Origin of the sequence: Levilactobacillus tongjiangensis, from assembly GCF_003946345.1 — a bacterium.
GTDB classification, from domain to species: Bacteria; Bacillota; Bacilli; order Lactobacillales; family Lactobacillaceae; genus Levilactobacillus; species Levilactobacillus tongjiangensis.
In genome coordinates this window covers 52,461-65,783 of sequence record NZ_RHNY01000007.1, presented here as the reverse complement: position 1 = coordinate 65,783, position 13,323 = coordinate 52,461, and the positions used below count along the sequence as shown (strand labels likewise).

The window sequence follows — 13,323 nt, the reverse complement described above, 5'->3', positions numbered from 1 at the left end:
CATCATGGAAATTGTGATTTCAAACGCCCCCTTCAATCGAGCAGCCGCTCTGGCCCTACGTCAGGCCACCTTCGTCACTGAACGGGGCATCCCCCGCGACGTTGAGTTCGACGACCGCGACACGCCTGAACGCTTGTACGTCGTAGCATACCAACGGCCAGAACTGCCCGTTGGTACATTGCGCTTAGAACCCCAGTCAGCCACGGAAATGCGTTTCGGCCGGGTCTGTACCAGCCAGCAACTTCGCGGTCAGGGTATTGGCCGGCAAGTTCTTCAAGCCGGTGAAGCTTGGGCAAAGAAACACGGCTTTCTCTCCGGCCTGATTGACGGCGAACTGACAGCCAAAAGTTTCTACGAACGCTGTGGCTATCAAGTAATTGGTGACCCCTTCGATGAAGATGGTGCACCAGTGGTGACCCTTAAAAAGACCTTTTAATTCAACCAAAGTGGGCAGGCTGCGTTAAGATTTGACCAATAGAAAGAGTGCGACAAAAGGCGGTTAGTCAATGAGCATTAACGTCGATAGACGAATAATCCCGGTCTTGGATTGTTTGTCTATCGGGGTTAAGCGGAGTTGACTGCCTGTTGTCACACGTTTCGGCCATATACGTTTGGAGCGCAAGAAAGGGTTTGAGACTTTTGTCTCAAACCCTTTCTTGCATATAATTATAATAACATTGATGTCATTATTTCTGTTCGTAAGTTTTGATCAGTCCTTGTGTCCCATCGTCGCCAAGGTCAAAGTCTTCTACCATAGCTTCATAGAGCAACTTGGCTTGCTTGGTAGCGGGCAAATCGAGGGCCATCCGATCAGCTTCCTGCAAGGCAATTCGCAAGTCCTTGAGGAAATGCTTGGCAAAGAAACCGGGGGTGTAATCCCCCTTCAAAATTCGGGGAACGTAATTGTCCATGCTCCAGTTGTCGGCGCCACCACTGCTCAACGTGGCGAGCACCTGTGGCAGATTCAAGCCGGCCGCCTTGGCGTAGACCAACATTTCCGTCAGCCCAGTCATCGTCCCAGCAATCATGATTTGATTGGCCATCTTGGTATGCTGACCCTTACCTGCGCCGCCAAAATAACTCACGCGTTGCCCTAACTGTTCAAAGACTGGCAAGACCCGGTCGTATGCGGTCTGGTCGCCTCCGACCATGACCGTTAACGTCGCGTTCTTAGCCCCGACGTCGCCACCAGAAACGGGGGCGTCCAGTGCTTGAGCATCGTGGTCATGGGCAATTTCAGTTAATTTGACGGCTAAGGCTGGCGTACTCGTCGTCATATCGACCACCACACTGCCAGCTTGAATTCCGGCAAAGATTCCGTGATCACCGGTATAAACGGCTTCCACATCACTGGGATAACCCACCATCGTCATGACGATATCAGATTGGGTAGCGACAGCTTGCGGCGTATCAGCCCAGGTTGCCCCGGCGTCCAAAACGGCTTGGGCGTGCGCCTTGGTTCTGTTGAAGACAACCACTGACCGACCAGCCTGCAAGAGATTTTTCACAATCCCAGTTCCCATGACGCCCGTCCCAATAAATCCAATTTGCATAAACGCTACCTCCCTTTTTACATAGCTTTTTGACTACGGGTGCACTAATTTAAGCGGCTTCGCAGTAAACTTATACGTATACAGCTTATTATATGCCCAGAATGTCGCCTGGACCCGTTTTCTGGTAATCACCAACGACTTAAACGTCGTATCACTGATTTTTCCTTTGAAAACTTTCCCCCGGGTCAGTCGGTACTTGTTGTTCACCGTGACTTTCCCCTTAGTGAAGTTCGTTGCCCGCAAGAAATGGGCGCCCTTCAGACTGGTTGAGACGTCAAAAATCAAATGATTGCCATCCATCTGAATATTGGTCATCTGTGTGCCATCCCCACCCCAGAGCCGGAAGAAGGCCGTTGGTGTCAGAAATTTATACGTTACCCGTATTGTCTTCTTGGTAAACTTCCCCCGATAATGCCGCGGCTGCTTTTGATTCCACGCGTACATTTGGGGATTCACCCACCGGTTCTTCTTAGAGGTTTTATACTGATGACCAACCTTACCCTTCAGCGTCTTCCGTGCCAATACGGTCCCATCAGCCACTTTATAGGTCACGACCACTTTCCCCGTGGTTGCCGCCTGTCCTGTCACTGTGAACCCAGCAATTCCGAGAGCCATCACGCCCAATAATAACCACCAACTACGCCATTTCTTACTCATAGCCACCAACCCCATTTTATTATTTTTTCTATAGTATACCCCTGAATCCACTTATCCGCGAAAAAAAAGGAGGCCCCGCAAGGCCACCTCAATTACTTACGATTCAGTTGAATTGGACGTCTTCTTAGTTGGCTTACTGGTCTGTGTCTGTGGATGCCGCCGCTTGCGAATCACGTGGATCAATAGCGTCAACACGATGGCTCCCAAGACGATGATACCAAACAGCGTGGCGGGAATCTCAATATCAATTGCCGGAATGGACACAAACAACTTCACAGCAATGATGCCGATTAAAATGTAGGCCATGGGTTCCAGCTCAGGAATCCGGCGCATCAACTTCATGATGACCTCAGCCACACCCCGCATCGCTAGGATTCCAATCAAGCCCCCAATTAAGACAATAACCGGGTTATTCGAGATGGCCAGTGAGGCCAAGACAGAATCGACGGAGAAAATAATATCCATCATTTCAATCTGTAAGACTACCGACCAAAACAGTGGTAGTAATCGACGTTTTTTATCCTTCACTAATTTGCGCGTATGTTTTACCCGCGTCTTAGTGAAGTACTGGAAGACTAGGAAGACTAGGTACAAAGCCCCGATGACCTTGATTTCCCAGAAATTAATCAGGTAAGTTCCCAGTCCAATGATGATGAACCGGAAGATATATGCCCCCCAAATCCCATAGAACAGGGATTCTTCCTGCTCCTTTTTGGTAGGCAAGGACTGTGTCTGCGCGGCAAGGACCACAGCATTGTCCACGGACAACAAACACTCGATCAACACCAATGAAAAGATGATGAGCCAGTCGTTTCCCGAAGTAATCACTGTTTCCCAATTGTGAATATCAAAGAATGGCCCGTACAATTGGCCAAGAAAATGTAGCAACGCTTGCGTCAGCTCCTTAAACTGCATAAATTATTTTGCATTAGTTTACCACACTCTCCGTTAACATGCGACACATTAAGTCAATCATTCGCAAACTAACTTGCCCTATTAGTAAGTTGAATTTACTCATATATAGCTTAAAACGTTCAAAATGTTACCAAACCGCTACGTATCTGTTACGCAACCGCAACTAAATCGCGGTAAGATGAAAGATACTCTAAGGGGAAATGGATGATTACTTTGAAAAAGCTTGTATTACTTATCGGGACAATCTTACTGGTTGCTGGCTGCTTACCCGCCCAATCAGTATTTGCGAAGAGCTACTTACAGATTACAGCGACGACCAAGACCAGTTATAACGCCCGGTTCGTCAATCAAGGTAGCCGGAATGACGGTATTTATTACTACGCGCCTTATTACACGCAACGGTCTGCAAAGACCCGCGATGCTAGTGGTAAGAACTGGCAGCACCGGTTCGTCAAGGTGACCCAGACCGCCAAGCTATCCGATGGGAGTACTTACGTCAAGTTTGCCTGGTACGGCAAAACGATTGGTTGGGTCAATCAAAAGGCCCTCCAAAAGTACAGTCGTTCGCAAAACGCAGCGGCTTTGCTGCAGAATTACCATGTTCAAGGGCGCGCGATGCTCTTTAACAACTACTCGAGTGGGGCCAGTCACGTCAGCGTGGGTTATGCCGACGCCACTAGTAAGCTCGCCAATAACGCCAATACTTTGTTCCCAATTGCCTCCCTTCAGAAAGTCATGACGGGGGCCATCATCGAACAATTGGCGGCAAGTGGTAAGCTTTCCCTCAATGACAAGCTCAGTAAATACTACCCCAGCGTTCGAAGCAGCGGCAGTATCACATTACGCCAACTTTTAAATCACCGTTCCGGCATCGACATGGACGAATCGACACCTGGTTCGCTACTCACTACCCAAGCTTCAGAAATCAACTATACGTTGGGGCAGCTCAAAGTCACCGGAACCCAAGGCTTTAACTACACCAACGCCAACTACACCCTGTTAGCTGGCGTGGCTTCCAAGGTCACCGGTCAGAACTACGATACATTAGTTCAAAAAAGGATTATTCAACCCTTAAAGCTCAAGCATACCTTTGCCTGGGATAACTTACCTAGTGCGAGTGTTGTTGCCAGCGGATACAGCTACACCAATGGCCAAAACAATGTTGCCAATGGTGTCTCACAAAAACTCATGTCCTCACTGTTGGGTGCGGGTAACTATTACTCAACGACAGAGGATTACTACAAGATTCAAAAGGGTCTCCGTAATGGCAAAATCTTAACCAAGAGCCAATATTACGCCCTCTCGGACAACTACAAATTAAGTTACGCCGGCGGCCTGTACCACTACAGTGGTGGTATCAAGCGTGTCCGCGGCGCTCTCAGTGGTTCCGGCTACAACACTATTCTCTACGGTTCAGAAGGCAATAAGTCTGGTGTGATTCTCTTTGCCAACCAGGGCCCAACTAAGTCAATCAACACGTTGGCCACCACCCTCTATGATTTGGCCCGGTACTACAACGAGAATTAAGAAACTGTGTGTACCCTCCCACCTTACCGGTCGCCAGATATGGGCTGGAACGGTGCGGACGCGCCTGAGCCCATATCTGGCGACCTCTCGGCTTACACGGTATTCCGCTACCATCGATTGGTTTGTAAATAAAACAGTGCGTGTAAAATTTTCAGCAGCTACCGTGTTAAACGCAATCGAAGCCGGAGGAGGCCAGGGATATAGTCAGCTGTGAAAGTGGCGGTAACTGGTGATTTTTGCCAGTTTACACCACGGACGCATTTGAAGATACGGGTTCTTCGTAGCTTCAAATCGAGCGAGAAGCTCGCTTTTTGGCTGAAGCGTCCCCACAGCTGGCGGAATCCCTGGCGTCCGGAGAGCGTCAAACCATACTAAAGTTCAAAAGGACCTGGGATACATACGTATCTCAGGTCCTTCTTAGTTAAGCTAAGCGGCAAACAACGCCGCATCATTTATCAAATTGATTTAATTTATAGCTGACAATCAAGCTATTGAGCTTTTGCGCGTAATCGGGATCAGTGGCGTACCCACCGGCCTGCAATTTCTGCGAAGCTTCTTGATAATTCTTCGCTGGTTGCGGTAGATAGCGGCTTTTTAAGACATTGTCGTGATCCTGGATGGCAACCGTTAGATTGGGATAAATTCGGAAGTTAGCGTGAATCTTGATCCGTTCCCCATTCACGTACTCGTGTGTCACGAACGACCCGGTCTTACCATGATAACTTCCCTTGATACCAAAGGGATTATTCGCCTGCTGAAAGATTTTGGACGTTCCCCAACTCGACTCCAGAATGCTCTGGGCAATCACGATGCTGGGCAGGACCTGGCCATTTTTGCGATAAACCTTTACGGCCGGCGTGGCGACCTTCTGAATAAACGCTTGTTGCGCTGGCGTCTCACCAGAAACCGGTTTAACCGTCACTTGATGAGCGGTTGGTTGTGGCTGTACCACCGCTTGAATGTGGTCCTTCATCAACATGCCACCACCCAAGACCAGCAGGACCAGGACAAAAATCCAGGTTGCTCTAGCAGAGCTTGGTCGTCGTTTTCTTGCATTCCTAGGTTTTCTTCGCCGTTTAGCCACCTTGGTCCCTCCAATTCCGTTATAATAGACTTAATTGTGTCTGCCCTGCATTCAGCGAACGCAGGCCAGTATTTCTCATTATAACAAGATTCTCACCAGAAATAGAAGAATCTGAAAGTGTCAATAAATCTTAACCTTTAAGGGGGTGTCAAAATGGTTCTTAGTACCATCGTTTTGCTAGTCTGTCTCACCGCGCTCTTTACCTTTTGGCAACCCCGCGGCTTAACCAGTGCTGTGGTCACCACGGTCAGTTGCGCGCTGATCATCATCGTTGCCAGTTTTTCGAAGCATCTCTGGGCACAGGTATTGGCGCACGTCGGCTGGACATTAATCGCGCTGGTCGGTGGTCTGGGAATCTTCACCCTACTTTTGATTCTCAATGCCCCACACCTGGTCTTCCGCAAACAAGAACACCTCACGTACGGTCTAATTGCTGGCATCTGGCTATGGGTAATTCTTGCAGTGGGTTGGGGGTACAGCCTAAACAGCGGCCACTTTGGCTCCTCATTCTGGCCGTGGTTAACCTTCATCCCCGCCTTCAGTACCTACCTGGGAATTCTCTTCGCCGCTAGCGTCTTGGGCGCCTTGCGCGCTGATTGGTGGCGGGCTAAACGGGCGGATACCCTGCTCGTCTTAGGAGCCGGCCTCCAGCATGGTGACCAGATTGGCCGGGTGCTCGGCAGTCGCTTGGATACGGCACTAGCGTTTGCTCAACGTCAAACCAAAAAGCCCACCATGATTGTTTCTGGTGGGCAGGGTCCTGATGAAACGTGTCCCGAGTCAACGGCGATGGCAGCCTATCTAGTCGCCCGTGGCTGGGATGCCAAGGACATTATCGAAGAAAAACAAGCCACGAACACCCTGTCCAATGTCTTGTACAGTCAGCGGCTATGGTCCCAATTACCCGATGGCGGTGGGAAAGTCATCATCGTCACCAGTAACTATCACTTATTCCGTGCAGAACATCTGGCTAGTGAACTCGGCCTTCGAATTGGTGGCTACCCAGCCCACGTCCGCTGGTCTTATTTACCGGGTGCCTGGGCTCGTGAATTTTTAGCCATCATCATGTTGCATCCTCGCTTACATCGGGGAGTGTTGGTAGGTTTCTTGACTGCTAATGTGCTGTGGCTCCTACTGATCAGTTGAGCGGTGTGACCGTCAGTTGATTGGCAACTTTGTAGAACTTAGGCTCCGTCCAAGTCAACATCTCTGGGGTCAATTTTAACTGAACTAAACCGAGTCGATTGTATGGTTGAAAGTAATACGTCAATGACTCACAACAAGTTGCCGCTCGATAAACCGAGTAGGTTGGCCGGTATTGATGACTCTTCGGTACCGTGACACTGTTCAAGAGGTGCCACGCGCTGACGATTGCTCCTGGTTCATCGGTTGGTAAGTCGGCACGTTCTTTATAATAAGCCGCCCGGACAAACCGGCCACCCGGCGTAAAGGACCCGCTGGGAACTGGCTTGCCAGAAAAACGCCCAGTGGAGACCCGCGTCGCGTTAAGCGGTAACGTCCCGGCTTCAAAGTCATCGGTATAGTTAACGTACTGACCGAGGCGCTCAAGTTGAAGCTCAAAGTCTTTACTGTTGGTCACCACGCCTAACGGATTCTCCCGCACACGCATGGGAAAATGGGTCGGTTCAATAACCACGGTCCGGCCCGTCCGGTCGACCACTGCAAAATGGAGTTCGGAATCACCAATCTCATTGACAGCGTATTTGCCGCTCATCAATTGAATTTCATCAATGTGTTCCTCAATGTCAGCAACGGAAGCGTAATGTCCCAGCAAGTAGAAGGAAAATTCGTAAGGTGCCAAGTGAACTTGGCCGTAAGTGGGTTTATCAACTAAGTTGGAGCCATTAGCGAACGTTAACTTTTGCACGCTCAACCCCATCTCGTTGACGCCATCGGACACATCAATTTCGTGATGGTGGGCGCCACCGCCACCAATCATGGCGTATTTGTTGGTGTGTACGTGATTATCGTACACACTCTCCCACTGATAATCCCGCGGAACAAACAGCGGCTGCACGTACAATGCGTGCCAGTCCATGGTTCGCGCCAAAATGTGGCTACCGTCCTTCGCAATCTGTAAAATGCTGGTACACACAGGTATCTTCCTCCTTCATGGCTACCCGAACTTCGATAAGCTCACAATTATTTGATCAGCTGGCCTAGTTTGTTAAGTAACTTTTTAATGGTTAATCCAGTTTACGCGAATCAACGGACCGCTTCAACCATTTCGCCTCTAGTTAATCGTCAGTCACCGGCTTAGCAGCGTCCGTCAAAAATTGCTGGAACCGTCGGTCAATTTCTTTTTGGCGGGGAACGGCTGCTAACGTCGTGGGCACGTTTGCTGTGATCTGTAAGTAAGCGAACATAACTTGGCTGGGGTCAAGGTGGGCCTTAGCTGCCAATTGACTGGCAAAGGGAAAACGTTGTTCCGTCAACATTGCTGCGAACGGACTTTGATAAGATTGATGGTGTTTTGACATGGTGTTCGCTTCTTTCTAATTGAATTCGCGATTCCCTACTTTACCGGTTGAGAATTTTAAGTCAACTAAAGAGTTTCTTAACTTTTCTTAAATCCACCTGAAAACAGCCCCAATTTTTCCTATTATGGTAAAATTAAACATGGACTACACCCTGCTTGCACGGCGGGAAATTGATTACATAGAGAGGACTCAGACTACATATGCAAGAACGGATAAGAAAGCTTCACCACAACCGAATCTTTGCACTCGTATTCTGGTTGATCGTGGTCTTCGCGGCCATTATTACCCTACCAAACGTCAGCACCATCATTCAGTATGATGGCCAGCCACAATTGGCAAATACGAGTCAACCCGTAAAAGCGACCCAGATCAAGAACACTTGGGGGCGTAATTTAAACGGGACCTACACCGTGAATGCGGTCTACAATAACCCGGACGGCAAGTTAACCGCTAAGCAACTTAGTGCAATTGACAAGTCTGTAACGGAATTGCAAAAGCGTTCGACGTATTACGGCGTCAAGAAAGTTACCACGATGACGAATACACCAACCGCAAGACCGCAACTTTTCTCTAAGGACCAGTCGACCGAAGTTGTTCAGCTAGAGGTCAGTCATAATCAGGGAACTGTTCGGCAAATCACCGATCAACTTTCCAGTCAGATTTCGACCATTGGCTTGAACACCTACGTAACAAGTCCTGAAATCGTTAGTGACGCAGCCAATGAACACATTGCATCATACACGTTAATTGTTATCCTGATGACGTTACTGATTGCCTTAGTTGCCATGGGGATTTTATTCGCCTCAATCATTGCCCCTATCATCACGTTCCTAGCCATTTTAATCAGTTATATCTCCACACTGAGCTTGGCAACTAACCTGGCTTACCACTGGAACTTTGCGTACTCTGAATTTACGCCGATTTTCCTGTTGATGGGCATCAGCCTCTTCACCCTTTTGACGAGCTTCTGGTTCTTCCGCGAACTACGGAACCGCGTTGACGATGGTGAAGCAAGTCAGGTTGCTACGACAGAAGTTGTTCAGAACCTGGGTTACCGGATTCTGATCAGTACCCTGACATTAACCTTAGCATTTGGGAGCTTAATGCTCTTCGACTTCTCAACCATTCGGGCCTTTGGCTTACTCGGGATTGGTTTTGCCATTACTGGGATCGCCAGTGTCACTCTGATTCCTGTCTTTACTGGAATGCTGGGTAACAGCCTGTTCTGGCCAAAGAAAACGCGGCCAGCACTCAAGGACCACAAGCTTTGGCATAGTCTTGCCCGCTTTGGTCTTTGGCAACCTTGGATTGCCGTTCTGGCAGTCCTCTACCTTGCCGGTCCATTTGCCTATGGTTACCGTAATCAATTAAGTTACAACAACTCGCAAGATATTCCGAATAATCAAGCCGTGCAGGGTGCTCGGGTATTAAGCGCACACTTTGGTCAAGGAAAGGCCACTCCTGTGACCCTCTACCTGCAAACCAACAAGCGCTTGGACAATCAAAATCAACTGTTCCAATTAGATAATTTAACCAAAAAGTTGCGGGCCCAACCTGGTGTTGCTTCCGTTACGTCGGTCACGCAACCCGGTGGTCAGCCAATCACCCAGTACTACGTTTCCAATCAGTTGAGCACGTTGAACGAAGACTTGACTGGTGTTGTTGGCCAGCTTGGGACCGTTCGTAACGATCTGAAGTCTGACAGCTCCAACCTCCGTCAAAAGGACTTGAATAAGGAAGTTAAACGACTTCAATCACTGACCACCAAGACCAATGGCTTGGTCAGCGACAGCAGCACGTTACAAACATCCTTACAAAGTGCTTTATCCCGTTCAAATGCTTCCGGCAGTAGCAGTGCCTCCAAGAAGGTTACCAGCTACATTGCCCAATTGAACGCTGTCAACACCGAGTTAAACTCAGCATTGAGTACGTTGACCACCCTGTCTACGGGCGTTAATACGTCAAATACCGATGCAACGACCGCCCACTCCAACTTGAGTAACTACGCCGATACTTTGAAGGCCGTTAACGATAGCCTGAAGAGTTCTCGGAAGCAAGTTGTTAGCATGCAAAAGACGTTGAACAAGATGTACACCTATCTAGGTGGCTTGCAAACGTCTGAAGCTGCTAAGGCCCTCTACCTCACACCAACTCAATTGGCTAGCGGTGACTTCCAGCAATCCATGGCTAACTTCACGAACCAAAATGTGAAGTCCACGTACCTGACGATTACGTTGAAGCAAGAACCTAACGCTAAGAACACGGCCAAAACTCTGGACCAACTACGTCAGGTAGCTACCAGTCAATTACGTGGAACCGTCCTGGCAGGCTCAACGTTGACCTTCACTGGCCAACCAGTCACGATGGCCACCATCCAAAATCAATACCAGCACGACCTACCAAGAGTGCTCCTGTTAGTCTTCGGCATTACGTTACTCTTGCTGATCATCTTCAGTCGGTCCCTCTTGCAAGCCAGCTACTGGTTCTTAACGTTCCTGGCATCAACATTGGCTAGTTACCAACTGACCCACCTCATTATGAAGTGGTTGACCGGCGATGGCGACTTCAACTGGCAGGTTCCCCTGCTGGCATTCGTCCCACTGACGGTTCTCGCAGTTGTGGAACTGACCCAGTTAGCGTTGAGTTACCGACTAAATGATGCACCGTTGCTTGATTGGTTACTTCCTGGTATTCATGAAGTTGGCCAAACGATGCGACACTCCCTGTTTATCATCATTGCCGGGGTACTCGGGCTCTTAGCTGCTGAATCACAAACGTTAACGGCGGTTACCCTGATTACCATCTTTACGGCAATCATCTTCAACTTGGCACTGCCACTGATGGCATCCTCATTCGGGAAACTGTCAGTTATCATTCCCGCTCAAAAGCCTCATCAGTTCCGTCGGCAACGACGCGCTGACCGGCCTACTAAGAAAGACAAAGAAACTAAATAAGCTTAAGTAACCTAAAAGGCTCACCGCAGAAATTGTGGTGAGCCTTTTTTGACGTGTGCTAATCCGCCCAACTAAAGTGACTTATCCTGTTGCGATTGTGTCTTAGTCAGCTAGTTTGCCCGACCGGTGGCTAAACATTCGCCAGCCCGTAACAACCGTGGCAACCAGGCAAATGGCCAAAGATACCATGAACGCCACCCGCATACCAGCGATGAAAATCTCAGGATGGCTAGGTAAATAGGCGGTCACGTGATGGCCTGCATAGTGGCCCATCGCCGAGAAGAGGACCGTCGTGGCAATGGAAATACCAATAACCATGCCCAGTTCTCGGGCTAGAGCGTTGATACTCCCAGCAACCCCCAAGTTTTGAACCGGCACCGAACTCATGACAATCGAGTTATTGGGTGACATGAAGATCCCGTTACCCAAGCCAACCAGACCGATGAAGAACATGAAGACCCACAACGGCGTCACGAGATTGGCTAACATGTACCCAACTTGACTGATAGAAATGAGAATCAGGCCGACAAACGTCAATCGCTCAGGCCCAATCTTATCCGAAACAGCACCGGCAATCGGTGCCACGACTACTTGCACAATGGGAAAAGTCATCAGCGCATACCCCGCGTAATTGGCGGCCATGCCCCGCGCATTTTCTAGGTAGAACGGTGCAATGACGTTGAAGAAAAAGTTCGCCACAAAAATTAGGAAGGCACAGAGAATACTGATAGAAAACTCTCTGTTCTGAAACAAATGTAATGCCAAGATTGGGTCGGCCACTCGCAACTCAACGCGAATGAAGAAAATCAAGGCAAACTCGGCAATGACAAATAGACCAAGAATCATTGGTCGCCCAAATCCAACCTCCTGACCAATAAAGACGCCGGCAAACAGGCTCACCATCAATACAGCAAACGAGCTTGCACCAGGAATATCGATGGCCTCTTTGGTCACAATCAAATCACGGGGCAAGATTCGTTGTCCTAGCAAAAGGGCTACGATTCCGACAGGCACGTTAATCCAAAAAATATATCCCCAACTGAGGTGGGCCAGGATAATTCCACCAATTCCAGGACCAGCAATACTCCCCAAGGCAACAAACGAGCCAATCATCCCTAAAGCCCGTCCGCGTTCACTAAAAGGAAAAACTTCTGTAATAATCCCGTTACTGGTCGCCATGGTCATCGCCGCCCCTACGGCTTGAACTGCTCGACCACCCAATAGGAACGGCAAGCTAACACTGAATCCACAGAGCAATGACCCCACGGTAAAGAGGATAGACCCCAGCTTAAAGATACGGATCTTCCCACGAGTATCTCCCAACTTCCCAAATAATAGCAGTAGTGCACAAATGATAATTAAGTAGATGGAAACCACCCACTCCGCTTGATTCATGGGAATCGCCATGTCCTTACTCATTACGGGTAAGGCAATGTTAACAATACTACCATCCAACGTTGACATAAAAATAAACAAGCATACTGCCACCAAAATCCACCAGCGATGTTGTTGGATTTGTGGATCATCCGTAAAATTCTTTCTTGCCATGCTTACTCTCCCTCAGTCAGAGACGCTAGCCGGCTGGTTATCCAATCCGCCTGCGCCTGTGCTCTTAATTGTTGTAACTGATTGATCTGTAATTCATCGACCACATCATTGGGTTGCATCCGTGGTCGGTCCTTGAAATACGCTTGAATCTCACGCAGCTGCACCAATTGCCCCTGCGTAAATGCGTGAAAATCCTGTAAAATGGTCACCTTTTCCGCAGTCCTTAATAGGTGTAAACAGCTGCATTTTATTTGAAACATCAACTGGGCTTGCTTATTAATGACGACTGGTGTCAGAACCAGCTGATGAAAAGAACGGCGGCCAGCTTCCGTAATGGCTGCCCATTTTTTTGTCCGTGCTGCCGTCTGTTCAGTAGTCAGCTGCAAAGACCCTGCCATGGCTAAACGTTCCAGCAACGGATACAGCACCCCATAGCTCATCGTTTGTTCAGTACCAACGACCGCTTTCAACGCCTTCCGTAGCTGATAGCCCGTCATGTCTTGATCCATTAATTGGCCCAAAACAAATAAATCATACATGCTCTTCAACTCCTCGACCTAAAGTATAATATATCGGCCAGATAC

At 48.8% G+C, this 13,323-nt stretch carries 11 protein-coding genes and 1 pseudogene; 4 read left to right on the top strand and 8 right to left on the bottom strand.

Translation table 11 applies throughout. The annotated features are described in order from the left end of the window. The first annotated feature begins 4 nt into the window (after positions 1-4). On the top strand, positions 5-436 hold the full coding sequence (locus EKM75_RS05535; protein ID WP_125692803.1) for a GNAT family N-acetyltransferase: 432 nt from the start codon (positions 5-7) through the stop codon (positions 434-436). Between the two features lie 250 nt (positions 437-686). Here the strand turns inward: EKM75_RS05535 and EKM75_RS05530 are convergent. The 3 genes and pseudogenes from EKM75_RS05530 to EKM75_RS05520 form a co-directional block, all read right to left on the bottom strand. Beyond that, positions 687-1,571, bottom strand: a pseudogene (locus EKM75_RS05530) (NAD(P)-dependent oxidoreductase); the annotation flags it as partial. 15 nt (positions 1,572-1,586) lie between these two features. Beyond that, complete coding sequence (locus EKM75_RS05525; protein WP_125692799.1) at positions 1,587-2,210, bottom strand: MucBP domain-containing protein; 624 nt, start codon at positions 2,208-2,210, stop codon at positions 1,587-1,589. A 96-nt stretch (positions 2,211-2,306) separates the two neighbouring features. Beyond that, positions 2,307-3,125, bottom strand: a complete 819-nt coding sequence (locus tag EKM75_RS05520; protein ID WP_125692797.1) for a TerC family protein — start codon at positions 3,123-3,125, stop codon at positions 2,307-2,309. Between the two features lie 213 nt (positions 3,126-3,338). On the opposite strand from EKM75_RS05520, the gene EKM75_RS05515 reads away from it, so the two are divergent. Continuing rightward, a complete protein-coding gene (locus tag EKM75_RS05515; RefSeq protein ID WP_125692795.1) occupies positions 3,339-4,652 on the top strand; it encodes a serine hydrolase in 1,314 nt (437 codons plus the stop codon). A 448-nt stretch (positions 4,653-5,100) separates the two neighbouring features. Here EKM75_RS05515 and EKM75_RS05510 read toward each other — a convergent pair whose 3' ends face one another. Further along, positions 5,101-5,736 carry a glycoside hydrolase family 73 protein gene (locus EKM75_RS05510; RefSeq protein WP_125692793.1) on the bottom strand — a complete coding sequence of 212 codons (636 nt, stop codon included), beginning with the start codon at positions 5,734-5,736 and terminating at the stop codon, positions 5,101-5,103. A 153-nt stretch (positions 5,737-5,889) separates the two neighbouring features. Here EKM75_RS05510 and EKM75_RS05505 point away from each other — a divergent pair, with 153 nt between their 5' ends. After that, positions 5,890-6,882, top strand: a complete 993-nt coding sequence (locus tag EKM75_RS05505; protein ID WP_125692791.1) for a YdcF family protein — start codon at positions 5,890-5,892, stop codon at positions 6,880-6,882. On the opposite strand, the gene EKM75_RS05500 is transcribed toward EKM75_RS05505, so the two are convergent. Together EKM75_RS05500 and EKM75_RS05495 are read right to left on the bottom strand one after the other, a co-directional pair. Then, positions 6,875-7,852: a linear amide C-N hydrolase gene (locus EKM75_RS05500; protein WP_125692789.1), complete on the bottom strand. Its 978-nt coding sequence runs from the start codon at positions 7,850-7,852 to the stop codon at positions 6,875-6,877. The two genes, EKM75_RS05505 and EKM75_RS05500, sit on opposite strands and share 8 nt — an antisense overlap. 142 nt (positions 7,853-7,994) lie before the next feature. Next, positions 7,995-8,237 carry a hypothetical protein gene (locus EKM75_RS05495; protein ID WP_125683113.1) on the bottom strand — a complete coding sequence of 81 codons (243 nt, stop codon included), beginning with the start codon at positions 8,235-8,237 and terminating at the stop codon, positions 7,995-7,997. Positions 8,238-8,437: 200 nt separating this feature from the next. Here EKM75_RS05495 and EKM75_RS05490 point away from each other — a divergent pair, with 200 nt between their 5' ends. After that, a complete protein-coding gene (locus EKM75_RS05490; protein WP_125692787.1) occupies positions 8,438-11,191 on the top strand; it encodes an MMPL family transporter in 2,754 nt (917 codons plus the stop codon). A gap of 102 nt (positions 11,192-11,293) precedes the next feature. Here the strand turns inward: EKM75_RS05490 and EKM75_RS05485 are convergent, their stop codons facing one another. Together EKM75_RS05485 and EKM75_RS05480 are read right to left on the bottom strand one after the other, a co-directional pair. Then, positions 11,294-12,739 (bottom strand): MFS transporter, encoded by a 1,446-nt coding sequence (locus tag EKM75_RS05485; RefSeq protein WP_125692785.1) that lies wholly within the window; start codon positions 12,737-12,739, stop codon positions 11,294-11,296. 2 nt (positions 12,740-12,741) lie between these two features. Then, positions 12,742-13,278, bottom strand: coding sequence for a PadR family transcriptional regulator (locus EKM75_RS05480; RefSeq protein WP_125692783.1), 537 nt, complete (start codon positions 13,276-13,278; stop codon positions 12,742-12,744). Positions 13,279-13,323 lie beyond the last annotated feature (45 nt).